21 protein-coding genes, 3 pseudogenes and 1 other annotated feature are annotated in these 26,716 nt (G+C 66.0%); of the genes and pseudogenes, 10 read left to right on the forward strand and 14 right to left on the reverse strand.

Annotated features, from left to right (window positions below):
* The first annotated feature begins 10 nt into the window (after window positions 1-10).
* Together LCM15_RS22940 and LCM15_RS21965 are read left to right on the forward strand one after the other, a co-directional pair.
* Window positions 11-175 (forward strand): cyclophilin-like fold protein, encoded by a 165-nt coding sequence (locus LCM15_RS22940; RefSeq protein ID WP_224859977.1) that lies wholly within the window; start codon window positions 11-13, stop codon window positions 173-175.
* Window positions 172-1,316, forward strand: a pseudogene (locus LCM15_RS21965) (IS3 family transposase); the annotation flags it as partial. The gene LCM15_RS22940 and the pseudogene LCM15_RS21965, both read left to right, overlap by 4 nt.
* Window positions 453-569: a sequence feature (AL1L pseudoknot), on the forward strand. (Overlaps the previous pseudogene by 117 nt.)
* 133 nt (window positions 1,317-1,449) lie before the next feature.
* On the opposite strand, the gene LCM15_RS21970 reads toward LCM15_RS21965, so the two are convergent.
* The 14 genes from LCM15_RS21970 to LCM15_RS22035 form a co-directional block, all read right to left on the reverse strand.
* Window positions 1,450-2,292 (reverse strand): alpha/beta fold hydrolase, encoded by an 843-nt coding sequence (locus LCM15_RS21970; protein WP_224859958.1) that lies wholly within the window; start codon window positions 2,290-2,292, stop codon window positions 1,450-1,452.
* A 69-nt stretch (window positions 2,293-2,361) separates the two neighbouring features.
* A complete protein-coding gene (locus LCM15_RS21975) occupies window positions 2,362-2,964 on the reverse strand; it encodes a flavin reductase family protein (protein ID WP_224859959.1) in 603 nt (200 codons plus the stop codon).
* A gap of 153 nt (window positions 2,965-3,117) precedes the next feature.
* Window positions 3,118-3,858: a GntR family transcriptional regulator gene (locus LCM15_RS21980; RefSeq protein WP_224859960.1), complete on the reverse strand. Its 741-nt coding sequence runs from the start codon at window positions 3,856-3,858 to the stop codon at window positions 3,118-3,120.
* Window positions 3,859-3,950: 92 nt separating this feature from the next.
* Window positions 3,951-4,547, reverse strand: a complete 597-nt coding sequence (locus tag LCM15_RS21985) for a carboxymuconolactone decarboxylase family protein (protein ID WP_224859961.1) — start codon at window positions 4,545-4,547, stop codon at window positions 3,951-3,953.
* Entirely contained in the window at window positions 4,544-5,737 is a 1,194-nt protein-coding gene (locus LCM15_RS21990) for a CaiB/BaiF CoA transferase family protein (RefSeq protein ID WP_224859962.1), read from the reverse strand. Before LCM15_RS21990 ends, LCM15_RS21985 begins: the two co-directional genes overlap by 4 nt.
* Window positions 5,734-6,378, reverse strand: a complete 645-nt coding sequence (locus tag LCM15_RS21995) for a glutathione S-transferase (RefSeq protein ID WP_224859963.1) — start codon at window positions 6,376-6,378, stop codon at window positions 5,734-5,736. The genes LCM15_RS21990 and LCM15_RS21995 overlap by 4 nt, the downstream gene beginning before the upstream one ends.
* A complete protein-coding gene (locus tag LCM15_RS22000) occupies window positions 6,375-7,148 on the reverse strand; it encodes an alpha/beta fold hydrolase (protein WP_224859964.1) in 774 nt (257 codons plus the stop codon). Before LCM15_RS22000 ends, LCM15_RS21995 begins: the two co-directional genes overlap by 4 nt.
* On the reverse strand, window positions 7,148-7,909 hold the full coding sequence (locus LCM15_RS22005) for an enoyl-CoA hydratase-related protein (protein WP_224859965.1): 762 nt from the start codon (window positions 7,907-7,909) through the stop codon (window positions 7,148-7,150). Before LCM15_RS22005 ends, LCM15_RS22000 begins: the two co-directional genes overlap by 1 nt.
* A gap of 17 nt (window positions 7,910-7,926) precedes the next feature.
* Window positions 7,927-9,123: a 3-oxoadipyl-CoA thiolase gene (pcaF, locus tag LCM15_RS22010; protein WP_224859966.1), complete on the reverse strand. Its 1,197-nt coding sequence runs from the start codon at window positions 9,121-9,123 to the stop codon at window positions 7,927-7,929.
* A 3-nt stretch (window positions 9,124-9,126) separates the two neighbouring features.
* Complete coding sequence (locus LCM15_RS22015) at window positions 9,127-11,184, reverse strand: 3-hydroxyacyl-CoA dehydrogenase NAD-binding domain-containing protein (RefSeq protein WP_224859967.1); 2,058 nt, start codon at window positions 11,182-11,184, stop codon at window positions 9,127-9,129.
* Window positions 11,185-11,198: 14 nt separating this feature from the next.
* Window positions 11,199-13,193 (reverse strand): TRAP transporter permease, encoded by a 1,995-nt coding sequence (locus tag LCM15_RS22020; RefSeq protein WP_224859968.1) that lies wholly within the window; start codon window positions 13,191-13,193, stop codon window positions 11,199-11,201.
* A gap of 78 nt (window positions 13,194-13,271) precedes the next feature.
* Window positions 13,272-14,402, reverse strand: a complete 1,131-nt coding sequence (locus tag LCM15_RS22025; protein WP_224859969.1) for a TAXI family TRAP transporter solute-binding subunit — start codon at window positions 14,400-14,402, stop codon at window positions 13,272-13,274.
* A 438-nt stretch (window positions 14,403-14,840) separates the two neighbouring features.
* Window positions 14,841-15,011 carry a hypothetical protein gene (locus tag LCM15_RS22030; RefSeq protein ID WP_224859970.1) on the reverse strand — a complete coding sequence of 57 codons (171 nt, stop codon included), beginning with the start codon at window positions 15,009-15,011 and terminating at the stop codon, window positions 14,841-14,843.
* 114 nt (window positions 15,012-15,125) lie between these two features.
* A complete protein-coding gene (locus LCM15_RS22035; RefSeq protein WP_224859971.1) occupies window positions 15,126-15,788 on the reverse strand; it encodes a helix-turn-helix transcriptional regulator in 663 nt (220 codons plus the stop codon).
* 89 nt (window positions 15,789-15,877) lie between these two features.
* On the opposite strand from LCM15_RS22035, the gene LCM15_RS22040 reads away from it, so the two are divergent.
* From LCM15_RS22040 to LCM15_RS22075, 8 genes and pseudogenes are all read left to right on the forward strand, one after another.
* Window positions 15,878-16,480, forward strand: a complete 603-nt coding sequence (locus LCM15_RS22040) for a superoxide dismutase (RefSeq protein ID WP_224859972.1) — start codon at window positions 15,878-15,880, stop codon at window positions 16,478-16,480.
* Window positions 16,481-16,542: 62 nt separating this feature from the next.
* On the forward strand, window positions 16,543-16,914 hold the full coding sequence (locus tag LCM15_RS22045) for a DoxX family protein (protein ID WP_007799269.1): 372 nt from the start codon (window positions 16,543-16,545) through the stop codon (window positions 16,912-16,914).
* A gap of 104 nt (window positions 16,915-17,018) precedes the next feature.
* On the forward strand, window positions 17,019-18,224 hold the full coding sequence (locus LCM15_RS22050; protein WP_224859973.1) for an efflux RND transporter periplasmic adaptor subunit: 1,206 nt from the start codon (window positions 17,019-17,021) through the stop codon (window positions 18,222-18,224).
* A gap of 11 nt (window positions 18,225-18,235) precedes the next feature.
* Window positions 18,236-21,361: an efflux RND transporter permease subunit gene (locus LCM15_RS22055; protein WP_224859974.1), complete on the forward strand. Its 3,126-nt coding sequence runs from the start codon at window positions 18,236-18,238 to the stop codon at window positions 21,359-21,361.
* Between the two features lie 68 nt (window positions 21,362-21,429).
* Entirely contained in the window at window positions 21,430-22,794 is a 1,365-nt protein-coding gene (locus LCM15_RS22060) for an efflux transporter outer membrane subunit (RefSeq protein ID WP_224859975.1), read from the forward strand.
* A 469-nt stretch (window positions 22,795-23,263) separates the two neighbouring features.
* Window positions 23,264-24,467: pseudogene (locus tag LCM15_RS22065) on the forward strand (IS256 family transposase).
* Window positions 24,468-24,772: 305 nt separating this feature from the next.
* Window positions 24,773-25,006, forward strand: a pseudogene (locus LCM15_RS22070) (transposase); the annotation flags it as partial.
* A gap of 228 nt (window positions 25,007-25,234) precedes the next feature.
* Entirely contained in the window at window positions 25,235-26,596 is a 1,362-nt protein-coding gene (locus LCM15_RS22075) for an IS110 family transposase (protein WP_224859976.1), read from the forward strand.
* Window positions 26,597-26,716 lie beyond the last annotated feature (120 nt).

Below are 26,716 nucleotides of genomic sequence, written 5' to 3' on the forward strand. Positions count from 1 at the left end.
CGAGCTGAGCATTGAGGACTACTCGAACAACGAGAAGATCGCTTACCCGCCGCGCAAGCTGACCACGGAAGGTGCCCGCTCCTTCGGCAACGAGCAGCCCGGGGATTTCTGCTACTATGAACCGCCCCGGGTCTGCCGGAGGCTCCAACTCTTGAGTAGACTGGAGCCATCATGAGCAAGACAACGAACAAGTTCTCCCCTGAGGTCCGCGAGCGCGCAGTGCGCATGGTCCTCGACAATCCGGGTCAGCATGGATCGCGCTGGCAGGCGATCGCCTCGGTGGCCGCGAAGATCGGTTGTTCAGCGAACACGTTGAACAGCTGGGTCAAGAAGGCCGAGGTGGACAGTGGGCAGCGCGCCGGCATCCCGAGCGACATGGCCGAGAAGATGAAGGCGCTCGAGCGGGAGAATCGGGAACTGCGCCAGGCGAATGAGATCCTCCGCAAAGCATCAGCATATTTTGCCGTGGCGGAGCTCGACCGCCGGTCGAAGTAATGGTGTCGTTCATCGATGCTCATCGTGCGGAGCACGGGGTCGAGCCGATCTGCAAGGTGCTGCCGATCGCCCCTTCCACCTACTACGATCACTTGGCGAAGCGGGAAGAACCTGCCCGACGGTCGGCGCGTGCCAAGCGGGACGCGGCTCTTCGCCCCGAGATCCACCGCGTGTTCGAGGAGAACTGGCAGGTCTACGGTGTCCGCAAGGTCTGGCGGCAGCTCGGGCGCGAGGGGATCACTGTCGCCCGCTGCACCGTGGCCAAGCTGATGAAGGATTTGGGCCTTCAGGGCATCATTCGCGGCAAGCCGCATCGCACGACGGTGCCGGACAAGAAGGCGCCATGTCCGCTCGACAAGGTGAACCGGCAGTTCCGCGTCTCCGCGCCGAACAGGCTCTGGGTCAGCGACTTTACTTACGTGGCCACTTGGAAAGGGTTCGCTTACGTCGCCTTCGTCATCGATGCTTACGCCAGACGGATTGTGGGCTGGAGGGTGAGCACCTCGGCCCACGCGGGCTTTGTTCTCGATGCGCTGGAGCAGGCCGTCCACGAGCGTCGGCCGGCGAAGGGCATGGGACTGGTCCACCACTCGGATCGCGGGTCCCAATACCTGTCCATCAAGTATTCCGAGCGCCTCGGTGAGGCCGGCATCGAGCCATCTGTCGGGAGCGTCGGTGACAGCTATGACAATGCTTTGGCTGAGACAATCAATGGCCTGTTCAAGGCGGAGGTCATTCACCGCCGCGGCCCTTGGCGCAGTTTCGAGGCCGTCGAATACGCGACGCTCGAATGGGTAGACTGGTTCAATACCCGCCGCCTGACCCTTGCAACCGTGACCACTATATGCTCGTTATCGCAGTCCGCACGATCCAGCAACATGTGGAGGCGCCTGCCGTTCACGCGCCGGCCTCGTCGGGCCCGGAACGCCCCACCAAGGACGCCCCGCGCTTCTGTCATTCGGTGGGCAAAGTCTCGATCCAGTCCGCGATGGCGTCCGCTGTCTCCACGGGTTTCGCGGCGGGCAGCGCGTGGCTGGCGCCCTCAATGACCTCGACGGTCACCCGTTCGCCCAGCTCCTCTCGCACCTCCATGCGCGAACTTTCCGGCCGGAATGGGTCGCTGCCAGCTTGCAGGTCGAGGATCCGTGCCGTGCCACCGGCCCAGTAGTCATCACGGTCGGTCAGCTTGCGCGCGGCGCGCTGGCTGACGGTCACATCCTGATGCCAGCCTTCCAGCCACGGCTCGGCGCTTTGCTCATCGGTGAAGAAGGCAAGAAGCAGCCCGTCCATCCTCTCCTCGCGGCTCGAGGCGGGATCATTGATCATGGTGATCGCCTCCGACAGCTCGGGCGGCCAGGATTTCGCGCCGCCGGCGATCAGCGCGAGACCGGAAACCATGTCCGGGTGATCCGATGCCACGGTCTTGGCGATCCACTGCCCGTAGGCGTGGCCGGCAACGATGGCCTTGCCGCCCTCCTGCTCGATCACCGCGGCGAAATCGTCGCCGAAGTCATGAAAGGACACATCGGTCATCTTGCCGGTGCTTGCACCGATGCCACGGGGTTCGGGCAGCGCGACACGATAGCCCCGTTCAGCAAGCCGGTCTGCCACGGGAGCGAACTCGGCCGCGCTGCGGCCGGTGGACGCGATCATCACCACCAGCGGCCCCTCCCCGCGCACCGAATAGCCCACCTGTGTCTCACCGTTCATCGCGGTCTTTTCCTCGACATTGGCCTGCGCAAGGCACGGCACCGCCATGGCGAGGGCAAGGCCCATCGCCGCAATTCTCGTTTTCATGTGATGTCTCCTCCTGAATGCCCCACGGATCTGCGCCAGCCCGGCGTGGGACGAACCGGTCTTGTCCCGTCAGGACATCGGGCGCAGAATTTCGAATGTCGTGTCGGTCACCGCGTAGTCCATGTACCCCAGCCGCGAGAGCGGGCGGATCAGGTCGGTCCGTACCCGGCCATCGCGCAAGACATGATCGGCGATCTCGATGCCGGTCACCTCGCCGAAGACGATATGCGTATTGCAGGGCAGCCCGCTTTTTGGCTCGAGCGAGACAACGCGGTTGAGGATGCACTCGATGACCACGGCGCTTTCGGCCACGCAAGGGGCGTCAATGCTGCGGCAGGCGCGGGCCGTAAGCCCGGCAAGTGCGAACTCGTCCACCTCCGGGGCCACCGCAGCCGAGCTGCGGTTCATCGCCTCAGCCAGATCGGCGCCGACGATATTGATGGCAAAGACACCAGTGGCCTCGATGTTGGTCAGGCTGTCCTTGCGCGGGGTCGAGGACAGCATGACGAAGGGTGGATGTGTCGCAGCCGCATTGAAGAAGCTGTAGGGTGCAAGGTTCGGCACCCCGTCCGGATTGCGGCTGGACACCCAGCCGATCGGCCTTGGTGTGACCAGCGCGGTCCACGGGTTGTGCGGCAACCCGTGGTCGCCTTTTCGCGGATCGTAGTACATCACGCCTCCCCAGATCGTCCGCCGCCTCTCCCGAGCGGCAATCGCGACCCTCTACCGATGCGAACAGGATGCCTTCATCCCGGACGAGTCGGCAGCAGGTCGCCTGCTCTGAGTAAAATAAATCAATAAGCTATATTTACAACTTTTATATTGTCAGGTGAGGAGTTTCATGTCGATCCGCACCTTGTCCCCCCGGTAGATGCCGTTCGCCACGAGGATCAGTTGCCCGCCTTCGTCGATGGCAAGACGCTGGACCAGCACGATGGGATCGTTCAGCGACAGTTGCAGAAGCTGCGCCGTCTCGACATCCGCCGAAGCGACCGAGAGGATCTGCCGGGCGTCCGAAACCCGCACTCCGGGCAGATCCGACACCAGCCGCATCGCGGTGGTGGTCGTGTAGTTCGCCTCCGGGATCAGCGGCTGGATTCGTTCGTCCACGTAGACGTCCGCAACGAGGAAGGGCACGTTCTGGCGGCGATGCAGCCGACGCAGATGCCGATAGGACGGGGCGACAGTGCCGTGGTCGAAATCAGCCTGCTGCAGGGTGGCGCCGGGCTCGTCGGAGAGCACCTCGATCTGGGCATCGGCCCGCGACATCAGCAGCCCGTTCCAGTCGGTCTGCACCTCGCACCACAGGTCGCGTTCGGGACGGGCGCGCACGAAGGTGCCCTTGGCGCGGAACCGTTCGATCAACCCTTCCTTTTCGATCTGGTCAAGCGCCTGGCGGATTGTCATGCCCGCCACGCCGAATTCCTTCGACAGCTGTTCCACCGTCGAGATGCGCTCCCCGATCGGCCAGTCCCCGCGCTCGATCCGCCCACGAAACACCGAGGCGAGTTGGATGTAGCGCGCCACGTTGCTCTTTTCGAGAAGGTCTGTACGGCTGGCAGCCATGGTAGGTCCCCTTTGACGGACGAAATCGGAAGCTCAAAAGTGATTTTATAGCTTTATATCATTTCAGCGCCGACAAAGGGAACCACGCGAGATCATTGACGTTCGGGCAAGTCGTAGAGACGCCCCGATGTCACGGGCAGGTCGGCGCGCACGCCATCGGGCACCGGAATTTCATGCGCGTTCAGGGTCATGGCAACCATCGAGTAATAGCCCACCACGGCGGTCAGTTCGACCACCCCCACTTCGCCCCAGCGGGCGCGGATCGGATCGTAGACCCCCTGCTCCGGCTTGCCGCGGGTCAGCAGCTGACAGACGTAGTCGTAGATCTCGCCCGCGGCGGGGTCATCGGTGAAATCCGGCACGCGGCCCTCGCGCAACGCGTCGATGACCCCCTGGTCAAGGCCGGCCTTCAGCCCGTCGCGTTCATGGATGGCCCATTCCAAAAGGCTGTTCCAGCGCCGCGCGGTGATCAGGATCGCCAGTTCGTTCAGGGACGCCGGCAGCGTGGTTTCAAACCGCAGCACACGCCCGAACTGTTGCCAGCGGTCGGCCAGCACCGGGTTGTGCAAGGCCGCGCGCAGCGGCCCCACGAGCACGCCACGCGGGCCCGAGACGATCTCGTCAAAGACCGCCTTCTGCGCGGGGGACATGGTTTCTGGGGCCGGGAAACTGATACGTCCCATGGTCATCCCTCCACCTTGGCGGCCACGATCCGCTCCCGGATCGCCTCGGTGTGTTCCCCCAGAAGCGGCGGGGCCGCCTCGAAGGTCAGCGGGCTTTCCGTGAAACGCATGGGCGACACGACCTGGGGCACGGTCCCAGACAGCGGATGCGGCAAGTGTTGCAGCATCTGGCGGTGCTGCACCTGCGGTTCGGCCAGCACGCCGGGCACGGTATTGATCGGCGCACAGGGCACCTTCACCGCGACCAGATCGGCGCGCCAGTCGCCAAGGGAGCGCGTCTGCAGCGTGTCGCAGATCATCGGGTGCAGCGTATCGAGGTTCTCGACCCGCGCGGCATTGGTGGCAAACCGCGGATCGGTGGCCCATTCGGGATGACCGAGCGCCTCAGCAAAGCGGACAAACTGTTCATCGTTGCCGACCGCGATGACGATATGCCCATCCGCCACCGGGAAAATGTCCTGCGGCTGAATGTTGGGGTGCTTGTTGCCCTTCCGCGTGGGAGTTGCGCCGGAGACAAGGTGGTTCATCGCCTGGTTGGCCAGCATCGCGGTCGCCACGTCGAGCATCGCGATGTCGACGTAATCGCCCTTGCCAGTTTCATTGCGGCGGGCCAGCGCGGCCAGCACGGCGACGGTGGCATACATGCCGGTCATGATGTCGATCACCGGCACGCCGACCTTCTGCGGCCCTGCCCCCGGCTCACCGTCCGGCACGCCGGTCACGGACAGCAGCCCGCCCATGGCCTGGATCATGAAGTCATAGGCCACGTCCTGCGCCATCGGCCCGTCCTGCCCGAACCCGGTGATGGAGCAATAGATGAGCCTGGGGTTGATGCCGCGCAGGGTTTCCTCGTCCAGCCCGTATCGTTTGAGGGTGCCGACCTTGAAGTTCTCAAGCACGATGTCGCTTGTCCGGGCAAGGTCGCGGATCATCTCCTGCCCCTCGGGCGAAGATATGTCGACCTCGACGGATTTCTTGCCGCGGTTCACCGACAGGTAGTACCCCGACTCCTTCGTCGGGTTGCCCTCCGTGTCATTCATGAAGGGGGGGCCCCAGCGGCGGGTGTCATCGCCGACACCGGCGCGTTCCACCTTGATGACTTCCGCGCCAAGGTCGGCGAAGATCTGACCGGACCACGGGCCGGCCATGATGCGGCTCAGGTCGAGGACCCGAACGTGGGAAAGCGGTCCGCTCATGTTGTCTCCTTTTCGAATGTCAGGATGCCTGCGGTGAGGGCGTTGTCGCCCGCGCTGTCGTCCACCACCGCCGTCGCCGTAACGGAAGGACGCGCGGCCCAGTCGGCGGCCACACCGGCCAGCTGTGGGAAATGGTCGCGCCAGCCGCAATCGGGCCAGCGGAAATCCAGCTGCCCGAGGAAGCACACCAGCGCGACGTGACCGGGGCCGAAGGGCGCGTCGGCCAGCGCATCGGCCTCGGTTTCCAGATGGGCCATGACGGCGCGGATCTTGGTCAGGTAGCTGCCGGTGATGGCAGCCCACGGGCCGGTTGGGCGCGCCAGTTCGGTCCGCCACGCCAGCAGGATGTCGGTCGCGCCATCGGCCAATGCGGCCCACGTCTGCGCCTGCGGGCCGTCGGGCAGCACGCCGTCGCGGTCGAGGTAGGCACAGATCACACGGCTGTCGAACAGCACGCCCGCGTCGGTGATCAGCGCCGGGATCTTGCCCAGCGGGTTGTCGGCCAGAACCGCCGGGTTGGGCGGCAGGTGCGCGGCCACCACGTTGCGCATCAGCTCGACGTCGCCAAGGCGGCCGGTTTCATGCAGCGTGATCATCACCTTGCGCACGAAGGGCGACCGCGGAGACCAGTGCAGCTTCACGACGCCATCTCCGCAAGGAATGCGGTCAGCCGCGCGGCGGTCGCCTCGGGCTGCTCGAAGCAGGGCACATGGCCCGCGTTTTCAACGCCCTCGAACCGCGCGCCAAGGGTTTCGGCGAGGCCGCGCATGGTCTCGGGGATCTTACCGTCCGACAGGCCCGCCACCAGTAGGACCGGGACGGAGATCCGTGACAGGACCGCCGTCTGGTCATAGCCCTGCAGCGCCGTGGCACAGGCGCGGAACCCTTCGAAGGGCGTCGCCGCGATCATCGCGGTCAGCGCCTCGGCCTTCGCCCCCGAGGTCAGCCAACGGTCGGCGGTGACCTTGGCATAGCCCGCCATGCCAAGATTGCGGGCCTCCTCGATCCGGGCGCCCCAGGTTTCCACGGCGGCGGGGGCGGATCTTGCCATGCCATCCATCAGGACAAGGCCCGTGAAGCGGTCCGCCGCCTTGCCGTATGCGGCAAGCGCCGTGGGCACGCCCATGGACAGTCCCACGCAGACCGCGCGCCCGACACCGGCATGATCCATCACCGCCAGCAGGTCGTCGGACAGGATGTCGAAGTCCACCGCGCCTGTCGGCACATCCGATGCCCCGTGCCCGCGCTGGTCGTAGCGAAGCACGTTCCACCCCGTGAGCGCCGAAACCACCCCGTCCCAGACCGACAGGTCCGTGACGAGCGAATTGGAGAACACGACCCAGGGCGCATCTTCTGCGACCCGGTCGATGCGGATGTTCAGCAGGGTACCGTTGATCGCGGCCCGTTCCATCACTTGCCCTTCCAGACCGGCTTGCGCTTTTCCACCACGGCGGCGGTGGCTTCGCGGGCGTCCTCGGTCTTCATCAGCTGGGTGCTGAACTGCTGTTCGATCTGGTAGCCCTCATCGACAGGCAGGAACTCGATCTGGTTCAGGGACTGCTTGCCGATGCGCAGGCCCAGCGGCGCCTTGGTGGCGATCCTGGCCGCCAGCGCGCGGGCCTCTGCCATCAGCTGATCGGGGGCGTAGATGTCCTGCACGAAGCCAAAGCGCCACGCCTCCTGCGCGTCGATCGGCTCCCCTGTGAAGAACATCTTGCGCAGCAGGCCCTGAGGCAGGTGACGCCCCATGTGGGCCATGCCGCCACAGCGGCCGATGTTGACCTCCGGCGTGCCGAACTTTGCCGTCTCCGACGCCAGCCGGATGTCGCAGACCGACGCCAGCACCGTACCTGCTCCAAGCGCCGGGCCATTTACGGCGGCGATGGTCGGCAGGGCACAATCGCGGATCGACTTGAAACAGCGGCGCACGACGCGGGCGCGGGCGGGGTCTTCGGCCACCGTGGCAGCAAGAAACTCCTTCAGGTCCAGCCCGGCGCAGAAGGCGCGGCTGCCAGCCCCGGTCAGGATGATGCAGTTGATCCCCTCCCAGGTGTCGGCAGTGTCGAAGGCCTCCCCGATCTCGGCGTAATTGGCCAGCGTGATGGCGTTGACGGGGGCCACGTCGATGGTGATCTCCGCGACCTGTCCGTTGAAGCTGATGTCGATACCCATGTCCTTGGTCCTTTCGTTCAGGCAGTTGCGAGCGACAGCGCGATGCCCTGCCCCACGCCGATGCACATTGTTGCAAGCGCGGTCTGCGCCTCGCCGCGGGCGATCATGCGCGCGGCAGTTCCGGTGATGCGGGCCCCGGACATGCCCAGCGGATGCCCGAGGGCGATCGCCCCGCCATAGGGGTTCACCCGCGGATCGTCGTCCGCGATGTTCAGCCTCCGCAGAACGGCCAGCGCCTGCGCGGCAAAGGCTTCGTTCAGTTCGATCCGGTCAAAACTGTCCGGGGTAACGCCCAGCTGCGCACAAAGCTTTTCGGTCGCAGGGGCAGGCCCCATGCCCATGATGCGCGGCGCCACGCCCGCGGTCGCCCCGCCGGTCACGCGCGCCAGCGGTTTCAGCCCGTGGCGCTTCATCCCGGCCTCCGTCGCAAGGATCAGCGCCGCCGCGCCATCGTTGACACCGGAGGCATTGCCCGCCGTCACGCTGCCTCCCGCACGGAACGGTGCCTTCAGCGCGGCCAGCTTTTCGGCGGTGGTGGCGCGGGGGTGTTCATCGGTTTCGAAGACCACCGGATCGCCCTTGCGCTGTGGCACGGCGACGGGGATGATCTCTTCCGCGAGGATGGCGCGGGCGGCCGCAGCCTTCTCTTGACTGCGCAGGGCAAAGGCATCCTGATCCTCGCGGGAAATGCCGAAGTCCGCTGCCACGTTTTCCGCCGTTTCGGGCATGGAATCCGTACCGTAGCGCGCCTGCATCTCCGGGTTGATGAAGCGCCAGCCGATCGTCGTATCCTCGACCGAAGTGGCGCGGGTGAAGGCCGCATCCGCCTTGGGCATAACGAAGGGCGCCCGCGACATGCTCTCGACGCCGCCTGCGATGGCAAAGTCGCCCTCCCCCACGGCGAGGCGGCGATAGGCGGCCAGCACCGCGTCCATCCCCGACCCGCAGAGCCGGTTGATCGTGGTCCCCGACACGGTTTCCGGCAGCCCTGCCAGCAGCAGCGCCATCCGCGCGACAGAGCGATTGTCCTCCCCGGCCTGATTGGCGCAGCCGTAAATCACGTCGACGGTATCGGCCCAGTCGAGATCGGGGTGCCGGTCCTGCAACGCGGTCAGCGGCAGGGCGGCAAGGTCATCGGCGCGGATGCCCGACAGGCTTCCACCGTAACGGCCTATCGGCGTGCGAATGTAGTCGCAGATGTAAACGTCCTGCATGGGTCAGCCCTTCAGTGCGGCAAGGGTCTGGGCGACGGGACCACGGGTGAACCCGTGACCGATGCCCCGTTCCAGTTGGTCGAGATCGGCGGCAATCTGCTCCGGGTTCTCCTGCGCGGCCCACCACAGCGGCCCGCCCTTCCAGCGCGGGAAGCCGTAGCCGTTGGCCAGCGTCACATCGATGTCGGAGGGACGCTGCGCCACGCCCTCGGCCAGAAGCAGCGCGGCCTCGTTGATCATCGCGATCAGCAGCTGCCGCTGGATCGTGTCGGCGGTGACGGGCTCCGGCGTGATCCCGGCCTCTGCCCGCGCCTCCCTGATGATGTCGGCCACTGCCCCGGACGGGACCGGCGCCTTTTCGGGGTAGTCGTACCAGCCCGCGCCGGTCTTGCGGCCCAGCCGCCCGCCCTCGCACAGCCGGTCGGGGATGGAGACGTAGCGGGCATTGGGATCACGGGTCGCCGCCTGCCGTTTCCGCATGGCCCAGGCGATGTCGAGACCGCTCAGGTCCGATACGGCAAAGGGCCCCATCGCGAACCCGAACTCCGCAGCCGCCGCATCCACCGTTTCAGGCGCAGCACCGTCAAGCACCAGAAGTTCAGCCCGGCGCCGATAGGCGGCATAGATTCGGTTGCCGATGAACCCTTCGGCCACGCGGGCGACCACGGGCTGCTTGCCCAGTTTCTTCGCCAGTGCAAGGCCGGTGGCCAGTACGTCATCAGCGGTCGCCTCGGCGCGGACCACCTCCAGCAGCTTCATCACGTCAGCGGGACTGAAGAAGTGCAGGCCCAGCACGCGGGACTTGCCCGGCAGATCCGCCACCATCGCGTTGATGTCGAGGTAGGAGGTATTGGTGCCGATCACGACATTCTCCGGCAGCACCCGGTCGAGCTGCTCCAGCAGCGGCACCTTGACCGACAGCTCCTCGAAGACGGCCTCGATGACGAGGTCGCAGGCGGCAATGTCGGCCACGTCGGTCGCCCCGCTCAGCGCAGCCTTCTGCGCGGCGAGGGCCGCGTCGGTCAGACGGCCCCGCGCATGGCGGGCGTCGAGCGCATCACGCAGCGCGGTCAGGCTGCGCTCAAGCGCCTCCGCATCGCGTTCCACCAGAGTCACGGGCAGGCCCGCGGCCAGACAGGCGCGCGCGATCCCCTGCCCCATCGTCCCGCCGCCGATCACGCCGACGGAGGCCAGCGCGCGGGGTTTGGCGCTCAGCCCGTCGACCGATCCCGCCCGCCGTTCAGAGAAGAAGAGATGCCGTAGCGCAAAGGCGTCGGGCTCAAGCCGCAGCCGCTGGAACACGGCGCGTTCATCGGCCAGTACAGTGGCCACGTCAGGGTCGGCGGCGGCCTGCACGAGGCGGATCGCCTCTGCCACGTTGGGACGGCCCCGCCCCTTTTTCAGCGCCTTGTCACAGGCGGCCTTCAGCGCGGCGGAGCCTTCGTCAGGCACGGTCAGCTGCGCCACCACCCGCTTGGGGCGGTCCTGCGCAAGGAATTCCAGCGCAGCCTCCAGCAGGTCGCCGTCGGCCAGCGCATCGACGAGGCCAAGCGCCTCGGCCCTGATGCCGGGGACGCGGGTGGCGCCGCAGATCATCTCCACGGCAGCGATGCGGCCCGTCAGGCGCGGCAGGCGCTGCGTGCCCCCTGCCCCCGGCACCATGCCAAGCGACACCTCCGGTAGCCCCAGCTTCGCGTCCGGCGTGGCGATGCGATAGTCACAGCCAAGCGCCAGCTCAAGTCCGCCTCCAAGGGCGACACCGTGGATCGCGGCCACCACCGGGAAGGGCGCATCCTCGCAGGCGGCAATCACGTCGGGCAGTTCGGGCCAGGCCAGCGGCGCGCCGAACTCCCTCAGATCGGACCCGGCGACAAAGCTGCGCCCCGCCCCGATCAGCACCGCCCCCCGCAGATCACCCGCGCCCTGCAGCGCCTTGATCAGTCCGAGACGGACAGCGTGGGAGCCCGCGTTCACGGGAGGATTATCGATGGTCAGGATGGCGATACCATCACGGATTTCGGTGTGGACGGCGCCGTGAGACGGAGCACTGTGCGTGTTCATGGGTCTGTCCTCTCTCAATCGGTGGAATGGGCGGGGCTGCGGGCAGGACCGGGGATGGTGAACCGGTTGATCACGATGGCGGCGCCAAGCAGCGCGAGGCCGATCAGGTCCGAGAGTGATCCAGGCACCACCAGGGTGACCGCCGCCGCGCCAAGCGTGATCCGCGCCGGGACCGACATGCGCCCCACGAAGTGCAGCCAGCCCTCGCTAGCCGCCGACATGAACCACACAGCCAGCACCGCACTGCCCACGTCATGCAGGATGGCCAGCGGTTCGCCCTGCAACACCAGCGTCGGATTGAGCACGAAGATGAAGGGCAGCACGAAGTTCACGGCGCCGAGACGCATGGCGAGGATACCGGTGCGCATCCCGTCTGACTTGGCGATCACCGCAGCAGCAAAGGCGGCCAGGGCGACGGGCGGGGTGATGTAGCTCAGCATGCCCCAGTAGAGGATGAAGAGGTGCCCCGCGATCGGGTTCAGACCGGCGCCTGCCATGGCCGGCCCCAACACGATGGCAAGGAAGATGTAGCAGGCGCTGACGGTCATCCCCATGCCGAGCACGAAGGAGGTCAGCGCACCGAAGACCAGCAGCAGGTAGATGTTGTCGCCTGCGAATTGCAGCAGCTCCCGCGAGAAGGCTCCGCCGACGCCGGTATAGCTGAGCGCGCCCACGATCAGGCCGACACCTGCCAGGATGCCGACGATGTTCGCGATATTGCGGATGGAATCCTCCAGCAGGTCGATCAACAGGCGGAAGGTCACGCGGTTCTCTCCGCGGATCCAGCCATTGAGCGTCGAGGTCACCAGCAGGACCAGCGTGGCATAGAACGGCGCCTGCGCCTCGATCCCTTGTGCGACGATCAGGTAGACCAGAACGACCAGCGACAGCAGGAAATGCCAGCCGGATTTCAGCACCGGCCAGACCTTCGGCAGATCGGCAGGGTTTTGCCCCTTCAGCCCACGCCGCGCGGCGTAGCAATCCGTCTGCAGCATCAGCGCGAAGTAGAAGAGCGCGGCCGGCACGATGGCGGCGATCATCACCGTGGAATAGGCCACGTTGAGGTTCTCGGCCATGATGAAGGCCACCGCCCCCATCACCGGAGGCATCAGCGCGCCGCCCGTGGAGGCACAGGCCTCGATCGCGGCGGCATAACGCGGCGGATAGCCGACCTTCTTCATGGTCGGAATGGTCATCTGCCCGGTGGTCACGATGTTCGAGATCACGGATCCCGAGAGCGAGCCGAAGAAGCCGGATGACAGGATCGCCACCTTGGAGGGCCCGCCACGGGTCCGGCCCAGAAGCGCCTCGGCAAAGGACATGAAGAAGGCGCCGCCGCCGGTCACCACGAGGGCGGACCCGAAAACGAGGAACCCGACCAGCAGCCCGGCGACCACGCGCATCGGCACGCCGATGATCGATTCAGAGCCAAGCGCATGCATCATCACCAGCCCCGGAATGTCCGTGCCCGGCCCCCAGAGGAACCCCGGCATGCTTTCGGCAAACAGCGGGAACAGGAAGAAGGTACCGCAGATCAGGAGCAGCACGAGGCCCCCGGCGCGCCGCAGCGCCTCCAGCGTCAGCAGGCAGAAGATCCCGGCGATGATCTGCGCGTTCACCGGCGCGACCAGATCCCAGCCTTCCATGAGGATGCGCTCGCCGTTCCAGGCGAAGAAGGCGGCGCAGCCAAGCACGAGCGCGGAGGCCGTGATGTCCAGACTCCGCCCGACGATGCCAAAGCGCTCGATGGACAGCGGATAGACCTGGAACACGATGGATAGGAAGATCCCCGCCAGCAGGTAGAAATACGACGTGTCGAGCAGGACGTAGCCGATCAGCATCTGCGTGTTGAACAGCCGGTCGACGTTCAGCAGCAGGGCGACAAGCCCGAGCACAAGCACGACGACCCGTGTCGGGCCGTGCAGCATCCCCGCGCCCGCAGGAGGCGCCGCCGGTTGGTCCGCGGTGGTCTGGTGGTTGGATACAGTGCTGGAATGCGGATCGCTCATCACGGACCTCGCTTGCTCGGTTGACGTCGTTCAGGAAGGGGCGGATCCGCATGGCGAACCCGCCGAAGGAGCCTTGTGTCAGTCGGACAGATGCTCGGCGCGCCATTCGTTCCAGAAGGCGGGCCAGTCATCATCGCTGCCATCATATGCGGCGCGGGCCTCGTCCCAGGCTGCCTCAACGGCATCCTCGCGGGCCAGGCGTTCGTCCTGCCAGGCCTGGGCCTCATCGGTCCAGTAGCCCATTTCCTTGGCGTAGCGCACGGCGCCTTCGTGGAAGGCCGCGTCCGCAGGTGGCATGATCGCTCCGGACACTGCCCAGTTCGACGCTTCTGCGGTGGCGTCCTTGAAACCGTCAAAGCTCTGGTCGATGGCCTTCACGAGGTTGTAGACGGCTTCCTCGTCCGTTTCGGAATAGGTCGCCAGCATCGGGTAGCGATAGCCCAGCAGCCAGACGGGGTTCTCTTCCGAGATACCGGCGCCGGTGGTCTGCTGGTAGGGCTCTGCAAAGCTGATGACGCTGGTGGCGTTGTCCCAACCTTCGGTGTTTTCCGGATCAAAGCTGAGCCAGGTGAGGCCGCGCGCGCTGGCCTCGATCTCGCGCGCGAAGGACGAGGTCGGAACCATGCCCATCGCATCGAGCTGGTTGGAGATGATGGCATCCTTCAGCGCGCCGTAGCTGCCGAACCAGACCTGTTCCACGTCGTCTCGGGTCAGACCACCGAACGCAAGATAGGCGTCGGTCTTGATGTTGAGCGCGGGGTTGCCCCGCACGAAGCCAACGCGCTTGCCGCGCAGGTCCTCGACGCCTTGGGCCCCCACGTCCGCCGCCGCGATGATCCCGACGGAAGCGGGACGGCCAAGGATCACGCGCACCTCCTGCGGGCCCCAGTCGAGTGCCGCGAATTCCTCGGTGCCCTCGTTGGCGAAGAAGAGCTCGTTTGAGAGAAACCCGAACTGCGCACGGCCTTCACGCAGCGGCAGCAGGCGGCCAATGGACGTGCCCGATGGCAGAACGCGGATGCGGGTGTCGAAGTTGCCCTGGACCGCGTTGGCGATGGCCGAGGCTTCGGTGTAACCGCCCGAACCCACGTCGTAGGCGCTCCAGATCATCGAGCGCGGCAGGTCCACATCGTCCTGCGCCAGCGCAGCGGTGGCACCGACGCCGGCGATGGCAAGCGCAGGCAGGGCGTTCACAAGCAGTCTAAGCATGAGGGGCTCCTCTCCCAGTTGTCGATCGGCCAAGCCCGCAACGGCGGCCGATCCCTCCTGCTAGAGAGCTAAAACAATATAAGCTATATTACTAGCTTTTTATTGATTTATCCTGAGAAGAGATTTTTTCATCTCAGAGCAGAACCTTATCACCTCACCCGCCTCATGTTCGAGTGCTGATGAGTGCCATCTTAGTGAGTCGCTGCGTCGGCCGCAGGCGCTGGCCTGGCCAGATGTCAGGCGATAGCGCCTCGCCGCCCCCTCCCATTTACGGGTCCCTCAGGTATGGATCGTCTCACGACCAGCCTCGCACCCGCGGGCGGTCCGAGCTGCTCAGTCTCTCTGCCCTGCAGGCAGGCCAGCAGTCCTGCCAAGTCCCAGCCCGCCCCGCGGTCGCGGACGCCCTTGCGGATACCCTTAAAGCGATGGAGTCGCCCATCATGCTTGAACCGATGGCGCCTTGATGAGCAACCGTTCCAAATGCTCAAACGGATTGATATTGAGATGAATGAGTTCGCCGTACCACTCCCACTGGTAGCGCCGCACGGGCTTGGACGGATTAAGGGCTTTCAGCTGGCCGGTCCGGGTCAGCCAGCCAACCACCGTCAAGCGCGGGAGCCCGGCAGCCCGGCTTGCGATCAATGGCCGCGCGAACGGCGGCGACAGCGAACATCTGGTAGCTGGACCTTGCTAGAAGGTTCCGCCAACTCGTACCGGACGGCGCTACTCGCGTTCACGCACGAGGTAGGTGCAGCGCCGCCCGCCGGCGACGATATGTTCGTCCCGTTCAATCAGGACATCCGGGCCGAGCACGTTCTGGAACACGGCCTTCTCGGCGCGGCAGAAGCCCTGGCAGAAACTCGCGGCGGCGCAGATCGGGCAATGGTTTTCAATAAGCCGCAGCGTACCGTCGTCTTCCTCTTGGACCTGCGCCATGTAGCCTTCCGCGCTGCGCATCTCAGCAAGCTTCTCGAGCCGGTCGCGGGTGTCGCTGCAGTCGGACATGGCGGTGCGGTACTTCTCGAGCGTCACCCCCTCGCGCTCGGAGATGATCCGGTCCAGCGCTTCCGGGCCCAGTACCTCGGAGATGCTGCGCAGGATGTCCACGGTCAGCGCGGCATGGGTGTCGGGAAAACGCGCCTGCGCCTTGTCGGTCAGGTGCCAGTAGACCGCGGGTCGCCCGCGCCCGGCGCTGCGCCGCTCTTCGCGCACCAACCCATCCTCCTGCAGCTTGCCAAGCTGCTGGCGTGCGGCCTCACCGGTGATGACCTGTCGCCGACCGACGTCTGCCGACGTCTGGGCGCCATGCATCTTGAGCGTCATCAGCAGCCGCTCGGAAGGTGCGCGCGGGGACCACGCCCATTTTTCCAAGTCATCACTTGACATATTCGCTCCAATGTTTTTCAAAGCCCATGCTTGCTTAAATAACCGAACGGGTCCCGGCGCGCAAGCGCTGGCTCGACAGGAGACCACAGATGACCTTCGAACTTCCCGCCCTGAACTACGCCCATTCCGCCCTTGCCGAGCGTGGCATGAGCCAGGAAACCCTTGAGCTCCACCACGACAAGCACCACCAGGCCTATGTCACCGCGCTCAACGGTTTCGTCGACGGCAACGCCGCCCTTCAGGGCAAGACCCTCGAGGAGATCGTCACGCTGAGCTACGCCGACGACGCGCTCGCGGGCGTGTTCAACCAGGCCGGTCAGCACTGGAACCACATCCACTTCTGGAACGCCCTGTCGCCCAATGGCGGCGGCATCCCCGGCACGCTCGAGGCAAAGCTGGTCGACAGCTTCGGCTCGGTCGACGACTTCAAGGCCGCGTTCAAGACCGCCGCGACCACGCAGTTCGGCTCGGGTTGGGCCTGGCTGATCCAGAAGGCCGACGGCAGCCTCGGCGTCACCAAGACCGCCAACGGCGTCAACCCGCTGGCCACCGGCGAGGGCACCGCGCTGCTCGGTCTCGACGTGTGGGAGCACAGCTACTACGTCGATTTCCGCAACCGCCGTCCGGATTACGTGACCAACTTCCTCGACAATCTCGCGAACTACGAGTTCGCCGAAGCCAACCTGGCCTGACGCCAAGCGGCCGGCCCCGACGCGTGGGGCCGGCCAACCCGCCGCGTAGAAGGAGCCTACCGATGAAATCCCTCCCCTGGCGCGCCATCCCGGCCTGGCTGCTTGCAGCTTTCTTCCTGCTCGGCGGCACGCTCAACATGTTCGCCTCGCCCGAGATCCTCGCCGATTACGACCGCTGGGGCTACCCGAGCGGCTTCAACCGCCTCACCGGCCTTCTCGAATGGCTCGCGGCGCTCTTGATCCTGCTGCCGCGCACCCGCTTCGTCGGCAGCCTTCTGGGTGCGTCCGTCATGGCGGCGGCAGCGCTGACGGTGCTGCTGCACGGTGAATACGGGCACGCGGTGCCCCCGCTCATCGTGATGTCCGTCGCGCTGCTGACCGCCGCGCTGTGGCGCCCGGTACGCCGCCCGAAAGGCTTCCGCCCCGGCGGCTGACGCCCCTCACCTTTCTGCCCAAGACCTGCCCCGCCTGCGGTGACAGCGCACCGGCCCTCCGACCGCGGAGGGCCGACCGGCGGCCCTTTCCCCGGAGTTCCGATATGTACCCGATCCCTCGGCCCGCGCGCCGTGCCGCCCTTCCCTTGCTTGCCGTTCTGGCGCTTGCCCCTGCCCCTGCCGGGGCGCAGGGCTACCCGCCGCCCTCGGTCGGCGTCATCGTCGCCGAACCGCAGCGCGTCGAGGTGGCCTCCGAGCTGCCGGGCCGCATCAGCCCCACCCGCGTCGCCGAGGTCCGCCCCCGCATCGGCGGCATCGTCGAGGCCCGCGTCTTCACGCAAGGAAGCACCGTCGAGGCGGGCGACGTGCTCTACGAGCTGGACCGCCAGCCCTACGAGGTCGCCGTCGACGCCGCCCGCGCCACCGTCGCACGGGCCGAGGCAGGAGTTGCCGACGCCCGCCAGACCGAAACGCGCCTGAGCTCCCTGCGGTCTCGCAATGTCGCGAGCCAGGCGGATCTTGATACCGCGCAGACCGCCGTGCTTCAGGCCAATGCCGCGCTGGCCGAAGCACAGGCGCAGCTGCGCGCCGCCGAGATTAATCTCGGATACGCAGAGGTGCGCGCGCCCATTGCCGGGCGCACCGGCCGGGCGCTGACCACCGAGGGCGCGCTGGTGAGCGCACAGGGCGAGGTGATGACCACGATCCAGGCGCTCGATACCGTCTATTCCGACATGCAGCAGCCGGTGTCGGAACTGCTGCGCCTGCGCCGCGCGATGGAAGCGGGCGAAATCACCGAGCTGGCCCCCGGCGCCGCGGAGGTGCAGCTCTATCTCGACGACGGCTCGCTCTACCCGCACTCAGGCAAGCTGCTGTTCTCCGAGGCGTCGGTCGAGCGCTCCAGCGGGCAGGTGACGCTGCGCGCCGAGGTGCCCAACCCCGACGGCACATTGCTGCCCGGCATGTATGTGCGCGTGCGCGTGGCACAGGCGGTGCGCGAGGCGGCGCTGGTCGTCCCGGCGCAGGCGCTGCGGCGCGACGCCTCGGGTCAGGCGCAGCTGATGCTGGTCGCCGAAGACGGAACTGTCGCGCCCCGCCCCGTCTCGGAAGGGCGCGCCAACGACAACAGCCTCACCATCGAAGAGGGGCTTGCTCCCGGCGACATGGTGATCGTCGACGGGTTCCAGAAGATTGGCCCCGGTGCGCCGGTCACCCCGGTCTGCTGGACCGATCCCGCGGGCGCGGAGGATGCGCCCACCGACACCTGCAGCCGCGCCATCGACGCGCTGCAGCCCGCAGCCGCGAACTGAGGCCCCGATCCATGGCACGTTTCTTCATCGACAACCCGGTGCTTGCCTGGGTCATCGCGATCTTCATCACGCTGGCGGGTGCGCTGTCGCTGCCGTCGCTGCCGGTGGCGCAATATCCCGATGTCGCCCCGCCGCAGGTCACCATCTCCACCCGCTTCGCTGGGGCCTCGCCCGAGGACCTCTACCAACAGGTCACCCGCCCCATCGAGGAAGAGCTGAACGGCATCCCCAACCTGCTCTATTTCGAGTCGACCTCCGAAGCGACGGGGGCGGTGACGATCACCGTCACTTTCGCCTCAGGCAGCAGCGTGTCGCAGGCCGTGGTGGAAACGCAAAACCGCCTGCGCCGGGTGGAATCCTCGCTGCCGCCGCAGGTGCAGCAGGAGGGCCTTCTGGTCGAGGAGGCGGGCAGCAGCTACCTGATGTTCGTCTCGCTCGCCGGGGCGCCGGGGTCGGGCTACGATTCCGTCGGTCTCGCCGATTACGCCACCCGCTTCGTGCTGAACGAGATCCGCCGGGTCGAGGGTGTCGGCAAGGCGCAGCTGTTCTCGGCCGAGCGGGCGATGCGGGTCTGGATCGACCCGGCCAAGCTGGTCGGGCTCGATCTGTCGGTCACCGACATCACCGCCGCCATCTCGGAACAGAACGCACAGGTCTCGGCGGGCTCCGTCGGCGTCGACCCCGCGCCCGAGGGGCAGCAGACCCAGGCGACGCTTCTGGTCACCGGCCAGCTGCGCACCCCTGCGGAGTTCGGCCAGATCGTTCTGCGCGCGGGCGAAGACGGCTCCATCGTGCGCCTCAGCGACGTGGCGCGCATCGAGATGGACGCGGAGTTCTATTCCTTCAAGGCTTATCTCAACGGCGAGGAAGCCGCGCAGATCGGCATTCAGCTCTCGCCCACCGGCAACGCACTCGACACCGCCGAGGGCGTCCGCACGCTGCTCGACGAGCTGTCGGCGGGTTTCCCCGAAGGGGTCGAGGCGTCGATCCCCTATGACACCACGCCCTTCGTGTCGGCCTCCATCGAGAAAGTGGTTCACACCCTGCTCGAGGCGGTGGCGCTGGTCTTCGTGGTGATGCTGATCTTCCTTCAGAACCTGCGCTACACGCTGATCCCGATGCTGGTGGTGCCGATCGCGCTGGCGGGCACGCTGGCGGTGATGCTGGCGGCCGGCTTCTCGATCAACGTGTTGACTATGTTCGCGATGATCCTCGCCATCGGCATCCTCGTGGACGACGCCATCGTGGTCGTGGAAAACGTCGAGCGCATCATGTCCGAAGAGGGGCTGTCCCCCCGCGAGGCATCCAAGAAGGCCATGGGCCAGATCTCGGGTGCCATCGTCGGCATCACGCTGGCGCTGATGGCGGTGTTCATCCCGCTGGCCTTCTTCCCCGGCTCGGTTGGCATCATCTACCAGCAGTTCTCGCTCACCATGGTGGTGTCGATCTTCTTCTCGGCCTTCCTTGCGCTGTCGCTGACGCCGGCACTCTGCGCGACGTTTCTAAAACCCATCCCCAAAGGTCACGGCCATGCCCGCAAGGGCCCGGCGGGCTGGTTCAACCGCAACTTCGACCGCGCCTCCAAAGGCTATGCCGGGGGCGTGCGGGGCCTCGTGCGCCGCTCGGGGCGGATGATGGTGATCTATGCCGCGCTGGTGACGGGTCTTGCTTACGTCTACGTGCAGATCCCCGCCGCCTTCCTGCCGCAGGAGGATCAGGGCTACCTCATCGCGTCGATGCAATCGCCGCCCGAGGCGACCTCGTTCCGGATGCGCGAAGTCACCAAACAGGCCGAGGCCTTTGCATTGGGGACCGAGGGCGTGGCCGACGTGGTGACGATCCAGGGCTTCTCGTTCTCGGGACAGGGGCCGAACTCAGCAGTCAGCTTCGTGACGCTCGAGGACTGGGCCGAGCGTGAAAGCCCCGAGCTGGGCGCGGCCTCGCTTGCGGGGAAACTGTCGGGGATGCTGTTCTCGATCCGCGACAGCTTTGCCTTCGCCATCTCGCCGCCCCCGATCCAGGGGCTGGGCACCGGCTCGGGCTTCAGCTTCCGGCTTCAGGACCGCGCGAACCTCGGCAACGCCGCGCTGCAACAGGCAGCCGGCCAGATCATGGGCGCGGGTGCCGAAAGTCCGATCCTCGGGCAGATGTACATCGAAGGGCTGCAACCGGGGCCGCAGCTGCGCCTCGACGTGGACCGCGAGAAGGCCAATGCCTTCGGCGTCACCTTCGGCGAGATCAACCGCACTATCTCGGTCGCGCTCGGGTCGGGCTATGTCAACGACTTCCCCAACGACGGTAAGATGCAGAGCGTCATCGTGCAGGCCGAGGCTGAGGCGCGCAGCTCCATCGAGGAGGTGCTGAAGCTCAACGTCCGCAACGTGCAGGGCGGGATGGTGCCGCTGTCGTCATTCGCCAGCGCCGAGTGGGGCTTCGGCCCGTCGCAAATCGTCGGCTACAACGGCTACCCGTCGATCCGCATCAACGGCGAGGCTGCGCCGGGGTACTCCTCGGGCGAGGCGCTGGCCGAGATGCAGCGCATCGCGACGGACCTGCCGCCGGGCTTCGGCTACCAGTGGACCGGCCAGTCGCTGCAGGAGATCGAGAGCGGCAGCCAGGCGCCGATCCTGATCGGGCTGTCGGTGCTCTTCGTCTTCCTCTGCCTCGCGGGGCTGTACGGAAGCTGGTCGATCCCGCTGGCGGTGATGCTGATCGTACCGATGGGCGCCATCGGGGCGGTGGCGGCGGTGACGCTGACGGGGCTGTCGAACGACGTATTCTTCACCGTGGGCCTCATCACCATCGTCGGGCTGTCGGCCAAGAACGCCATCCTGATCGTCGAGGTCGCCAAGGATCTCATCACCGAGGGGCGCGGCCTCATCGACGCCACCGTCGAAGCCTGCCGCCTGCGCTTCCGCCCGATCCTGATGACCTCGCTGGCCTTTACCATGGGGGTGATCCCGATGGCCATCGCCACCGGCCCCTCGGCAGCCAGCCAGAACGCCATCGGCATCAACGTGGTGGGGGGGATGATCTCGGCCACGGTGCTGGGGGTGATCTTTGCGCCGGTGTTCTTCGTCTCTGTGATGAAGCTCACCGGCACCCACAAGCGCCTCGGCACACCGCCGCAAGGCTGACCCCTGCCCCCGTCATGATCGCTCCCTCCTCTCCCGGGAGGGAGCCGCAACCCGAAAGACAAGATCACATGACCGCCAGACATCTCCTCTTTCCGGCACTGCTCGCGCTTGGCGCCTGCACCGTCGGGCCGAACCACCAAGCCCCGATCCAGCCCCTTGCCCCGCAATTCGCCGAAGGCCGCGCCGAGCCCGCGGGTCCTGTCGCCGACCAGGCATGGTGGCTCGGATACGACGATGCGCTCTTGAGCGAACTGGTGCAGGCCGGGCTGCGCCAGAACCTCGACATCCGCACCGCGCTGGCCCGTGTTGCCGAGGCGCAGGCCGCCGCGCGCAGCACGGGCCTGCCCGCGCAGGTCACCGGCACGCTTGGCGCGGACAGCATCCGTGCCGGGGGCGAGACCGTGCCCGGCACCACCAACACGTCGGGCGCGAGCTTCAGCCCTGCCCTGATGCTGGATCTCTTCGGCGGCGAACAGCGCGCCCGCGAGGCGGCGCTGGCCGGGCTGCAATCGGCCGAGCTTGGCGTCGGCACGGCGCGGCTGGCGCTGCTTTCGGCGCTGGTGAGCAGCTACATCGACCTGCGTTATTACCAGAACGCGCTGGCGATCACCCGGCAGACCCTGGAAACCCGGCGCGACACGCTTGGCCTCGTGCAAAGCCAGCGTCAGGCGGGCGCCGCCACGGCGCTCGACGAAGCGCAGGCGCAGGCGGCGCTCGACGAGTCACAGGCGTCCCTGCCCGGCCTCGAACAGGACTATTACGCGGCCTCTTACGCCATCGCCACGCTGTTGGCGAAGCCGGTCCAGACACTGGAAGCACGGCTGGAGCGCGGCGCCGCCCAACCCCGGACCGGCGGAAGTGCCACTGCCGGGATCCCGGCAGAGTTGCTGCGCAACCGCCCCGAACTGCGCGCTGCCGAAGCGGATCTTGCCGCCGCCACCGCTCGTGTCGGGGTCAGCGAGGCGCAGCTTTACCCGTCCCTGCGCCTTGGCGGCATGGTGTCGACCTCGGAAGGCGTGAACAGCTGGAGCTACGGGCCGCAGCTGTCGATCCCGGTGCTGAACCAGGGCCTTCTGCGCGCGGACCGCAACGCGGCCATCGCGGAGGCCGAGCAGGCGGAACTGGGCTGGCGCAGCGCCGTCCTAGACGCGGTCGAGGAGGTGCAGTCTGCCCAGAGCGACCACCTGCGCAACCGCCGCGCGGTCGCCGCCTACCAGCGCAGCGTGGCCTCTTACAAGCGGGTGGTCGCCCTGTCGCGCGAGACATACGAGGGCGGCACGACCACGCTGCTCGACTACCTCGACGTGCAGCGGTCCCTTGCCGAGGCGCGCCTGAAACTGGCATCCGGCCTGCGCGACCTCGCGGCCAGCTGGGCCCGGCTGCAGGTGGCATCGGGCAAGGGCTGGGCTCTTCCACAGCCATCCGCCGACTGAACAGCAGCGCTTGTCCTGGACGAGCAAAGACCTTCCAATGCGACCTCCGGCTGCCCCAAGCCGTCAGGGGGACGTGTAGCGATCTTCCGCTGTGAGCCGCCGGGCTGCAAGCCGCTTGAGCCATGCTCAACGGCAGCTGAAGGGTTGATCGTTAAGCTGAGCGCGTCTTTGCGCGAGCAAAATCGGGCCGGCACACTCTGATCAGTTTGGGCTCGGTGCCGCCTTGCGGCGATGCAGCGCGTCATGTTCCAGGCAGGTTGCGGCGACCGATGCACCCGGCCCTTTTTTATGTACCGGCTGCTGTTCGCAAATGATTTTTGGCATGATCTCGGAAGTCGCGCATATGTATCCGGCCTGTTGATCGACACGCGGGGGTGACGTCCATGGACGTGGTGTAGCTTGCGGTGGCCATCGGGTTTCCCGGGAGGGTTGGGTTGCGACAACCAACCTGAACCAAGGACTTCACCCGATGACCAAACCCATGATGGACCTACGTGCGCTTGTCGAAAGGAGCGCAGACGCCGACCTGCTGCGTGAGATGATCGGCTTCGCGGCCGAGCGGCTGATGGAACTTGAGGTCGGCGCCAAGACCGGCGCTGACTACGGCGAGAAGAGCAGCGATCGGCTGGCGCAACGGAACGGATACCGCGACAGGTCGACATATATGTCGGCGGCAGACCCGTGCGGGCAGCGTCGAGTTGCGCATCCCTCGCCTCCGTACCGGGTCGTACTTCCCGTCTTTCCTCGAGCCACGGCGGTCCTTCGAGAAGGCCCTGACGGCGGTGATCTAGGAAGCCTACGTTCATGGCGTATCGACCCGGGCGATGGATGATCTTGTGCAAGCCATGGGCGGGACCGGCATTTCGAAGAGCCAAGTCAGCCGGTTGTGCGAGGAAATCGACGACCGTGTCGATGCCTTCCTGACCCGCCCGATCGAGGTAGAGTGGCCATACCTGTGGATCGATGCGACCTACCTGAAGGTACGCCAGGGCGGGCGCATTGTCAGTGTCGCGGTCACGATCGCCGTGGGCGTCAACATGGATGGCCGACGCGAGGTTCTGGGCATGGCGACCGGCGCCTCGGAAGCTGAACCCTTCTGGACCGACTTCCTTCGCGATCTCGTGCGGCGCGGCCTGTCAGGCGTGAAGCTGGTCATCTCTGACGCTCACGAGGGCATCAAGGCGGCCACGGCCCGCGTGCTGTCGACCAGCTGGCAGCGGTGCCGGGTTCACTTCCAGCGCAATGCCTTGGCCCATGCCGGCAAGAGCAGCCGTCGGGTGGTGTCAGCCTTCATCGCCACCGCCTTTGCCCAGCCCGACCACGCGGCGGCAAAGGCCCAATGGCGCCAAGTCGCGGATCAGCTGCCCAAGCTCGCAACGCTCATGGACGGGGCCGAGGAGGACGTCCTCGCCTACATGAGCTTTCCCCAGCAGCACCGGACGAAGCTGCACAGCACGAACCCCATCGAGCGTCTGAACGGCGAGATAAAGCAGCGCACCGATGTCATCGGGATCTTCCCCAACGAGGCATCCATACGCCGCCTCGTCGGCGCCATCCTGATGGAACAGACCGAGGAATGGACCGTCCAGCGTGGCAGGTACATGACGCTGGAAACGCTCGCTCCTGTCTGCGATGATGTCGTGGTCAGCCTGCCTGCAGCGCAGCGCGACTAACAAGCTCGGCCCGCCGGTGAGCGCGAGGCCCGTCGCAAGCTACACCACGCCGCGGGACATCATCGGAACATCTATCGTCGGGGGCGCTGCGGGCGCGGATTGAAAAGCCCCCTTGGCACATCTTCACGAGTAACAAGGCAATTCAGGCTCTGTCTCGTTTTTCCATCAGGAAAGAAATCAGCGCCCCTAACGCCGGGGGCGTCTGGCGCTTGCTTGGATGATAAAGGAAGAACCCTGCGTAGCTCTTGAATAGCCCCGTGTATCGTGGACGCCTTCTTTGCTAATTTTGAGGCAAGGAGGCCATGATGAGCAGCACCAAGTTCAGCGACGATTTCAAGAGAGACGCCGTCGCGCAGATCACCGAGCGGGGCTATCCGGTCAGGGAAGTGTCGGAGCGTCTCGGGGTCAGCGCGTATTCGCTCTACGCCTGGAAGAAGAAGTTCGCGAAGGCGTCATCCGGTGACGCTGAGAAAGAGGCGGAGATCCGTCGGCTCAAGCGTGAGCTTCTGAGAGTGACGGAGGAGCGGGATATCCTAAAAAACCGTTCCGGGCCGCAGCCCGCCTGTGCGCGGTAGCAACAGCCTGTGTTACGCTCTTTGCGAAGGGCAGTTGCCGATCGCTTATTGGTGGGCTGGACCCCGTTAAAAAACGTGGCACATGGGCTGATGCGCACTTGAGAGTGGTGACGTCGCAGTCGCGGCGATCCCGGTTAGGAAGATGACGAACTTGCATGGCCCACGCCCTTCGTTCTGAACGGAGGAGATGTCATGCCCAGACCTACAACCGGCGGCCACCCGGACCTCACGATGGTCAACCCCAATGCGGCGGCAATCGACATCGGCTCGACGATGCACATGGCGGCAGTAAACCCATCCACCTGTGACATGCCGGTGCGCGCTTTCGGCACCTTTACCCAGGATCTGCACAACCTCGCAGACTGGTTCCGGTCTTGCGGCGTCACCAGCGTGGCCATGGAATCCACCGGCGTCTACTGCATACCGGCGTTCGAGATCCTCGAGGCCCGAGGCTTCGAGGTGATCCTGGTGAACGCCCGCTACGCCAAGAACGTGCCCGGTCGCAAAACCGATGTCAGCGATGCGGGGTGGCTGCGGCAACTGCATTCCTACGGCTTGCTGCGCGGCAGCTTCCGTCCTGATGCGGAGATTGCCACGTTGCGCGCCTACATGCGCCAGCGCGAACGACTGACCGAGTATGCGGCCGCCCATATCCAGCACATGCAAAAGGCCCTGATGGAGATGAACCTGCAACTCCATCACGTGGTCTCGGACATCACCGGCGCGACCGGCATGAAGATCATTCGCGCCATCGTCGCGGGGGAACGTGATGCGGATGTGCTGGCCGATTACCGGGATGTGCGGTGCAAATCCTCGCCGGAGACGATCCGGGCAGCACTTGTGGGCACTGACCGGGCGGAACATGTTTTCGCTCTGGCCCAGTCACTCGACCTCTACGACTTCTACAAAGCCAAGATCGCGGACTGCGATCAGAGGCTGGAAGAGGCTGTCGCAGCCCTCTCAGTCAAGGGAGGGGACGATCGGCCGCCGCTGCCGAAGGCCCGGATCAAAGGCAGGCAAGTCAATGCACCGTCCTTCGACGTGCGGGCAGCGCTCTACGGGGTATTGGGAACCGACCTGACCCAGATAGATGGCCTTGGTCCCTCGCTGACGCTGAAGCTGGTGGCTGAGTGCGGCACTGATCTGCGCGCGTGGAAGACGGCGAAGCACTTCACATCGTGGCTCTGCCTGGCGCCGGGCAACAAGATCTCGGGCGGCAAGCTTCTGTCGTCGAAGACGCGGCGCTCCTCGAGCCGGGCGGCGGCCCTGTTGCGATTGGCCGCCACGACCATCGGACGCAGTGACACTGCCCTGGGTGCCTTCTATCGCCGTCTCTCGGCGCGGATAGGAAAGCAGAAGGCGGTGACGGCGACCGCCCGCAAGATCGCCGTCCTGTTCTACAACGCCATCAGGCATGGAATGACCTATCAGGATCTGGGGGCCGCAGCCTATGACAAGAGACATCGACAACGGGTTCTTGCAAACCTCCAGCGACGCGCCAAGACCCTGGGTTACGCCTTGGCGCCCGTTGCGGCTAAACCGGATGTTTCTTAGGAAGGCGACCGCGTATTTCGCCAGGGATGCAAAGTGAGATACGCGTTCGTGGCCGAGCATCGCGGACAGTTCTCTGTCAGGGCCATGTGCCGCTGTCTGCGCATACAGCCGAGCGGGTTC

It is taken from the genome of Salipiger bermudensis, from assembly GCF_020171625.1.
Taxonomy (GTDB): domain Bacteria; phylum Pseudomonadota; class Alphaproteobacteria; order Rhodobacterales; family Rhodobacteraceae; genus Salipiger; species Salipiger bermudensis_B.

What these genes read in the sequence shown, in the direction of transcription:
- LCM15_RS21985 (WP_224859961.1), bottom strand. Translation starts at nt 4,547, where the DNA reads ATGACCATGGGACGTATCAGTTTCCCGGCCCCAGAAACCATGTCCCCC.
- LCM15_RS22075 (WP_224859976.1), top strand. Translation starts at nt 25,235, where the DNA reads ATGCCCAGACCTACAACCGGCGGCCACCCGGACCTCACGATGGTCAAC.
- LCM15_RS22025 (WP_224859969.1), bottom strand. Translation starts at nt 14,402, where the DNA reads ATGCTTAGACTGCTTGTGAACGCCCTGCCTGCGCTTGCCATCGCCGGC.
- LCM15_RS21975 (WP_224859959.1), bottom strand. Translation starts at nt 2,964, where the DNA reads ATGTACTACGATCCGCGAAAAGGCGACCACGGGTTGCCGCACAACCCG.
- LCM15_RS22015 (WP_224859967.1), bottom strand. Translation starts at nt 11,184, where the DNA reads ATGAACACGCACAGTGCTCCGTCTCACGGCGCCGTCCACACCGAAATC.
- LCM15_RS22020 (WP_224859968.1), bottom strand. Translation starts at nt 13,193, where the DNA reads ATGAGCGATCCGCATTCCAGCACTGTATCCAACCACCAGACCACCGCG.
- LCM15_RS22000 (WP_224859964.1), bottom strand. Translation starts at nt 7,148, where the DNA reads ATGGAACGGGCCGCGATCAACGGTACCCTGCTGAACATCCGCATCGAC.
- LCM15_RS22005 (WP_224859965.1), bottom strand. Translation starts at nt 7,909, where the DNA reads ATGGGTATCGACATCAGCTTCAACGGACAGGTCGCGGAGATCACCATC.
- LCM15_RS22040 (WP_224859972.1), top strand. Translation starts at nt 15,878, where the DNA reads ATGACCTTCGAACTTCCCGCCCTGAACTACGCCCATTCCGCCCTTGCC.
- LCM15_RS22060 (WP_224859975.1), top strand. Translation starts at nt 21,430, where the DNA reads ATGACCGCCAGACATCTCCTCTTTCCGGCACTGCTCGCGCTTGGCGCC.
- LCM15_RS21970 (WP_224859958.1), bottom strand. Translation starts at nt 2,292, where the DNA reads ATGAAAACGAGAATTGCGGCGATGGGCCTTGCCCTCGCCATGGCGGTG.
- LCM15_RS22045 (WP_007799269.1), top strand. Translation starts at nt 16,543, where the DNA reads ATGAAATCCCTCCCCTGGCGCGCCATCCCGGCCTGGCTGCTTGCAGCT.
- LCM15_RS22035 (WP_224859971.1), bottom strand. Translation starts at nt 15,788, where the DNA reads ATGTCAAGTGATGACTTGGAAAAATGGGCGTGGTCCCCGCGCGCACCT.
- pcaF (WP_224859966.1), bottom strand. Translation starts at nt 9,123, where the DNA reads ATGCAGGACGTTTACATCTGCGACTACATTCGCACGCCGATAGGCCGT.
- LCM15_RS21980 (WP_224859960.1), bottom strand. Translation starts at nt 3,858, where the DNA reads ATGGCTGCCAGCCGTACAGACCTTCTCGAAAAGAGCAACGTGGCGCGC.
- LCM15_RS22055 (WP_224859974.1), top strand. Translation starts at nt 18,236, where the DNA reads ATGGCACGTTTCTTCATCGACAACCCGGTGCTTGCCTGGGTCATCGCG.
- LCM15_RS21990 (WP_224859962.1), bottom strand. Translation starts at nt 5,737, where the DNA reads ATGAGCGGACCGCTTTCCCACGTTCGGGTCCTCGACCTGAGCCGCATC.
- LCM15_RS22050 (WP_224859973.1), top strand. Translation starts at nt 17,019, where the DNA reads ATGTACCCGATCCCTCGGCCCGCGCGCCGTGCCGCCCTTCCCTTGCTT.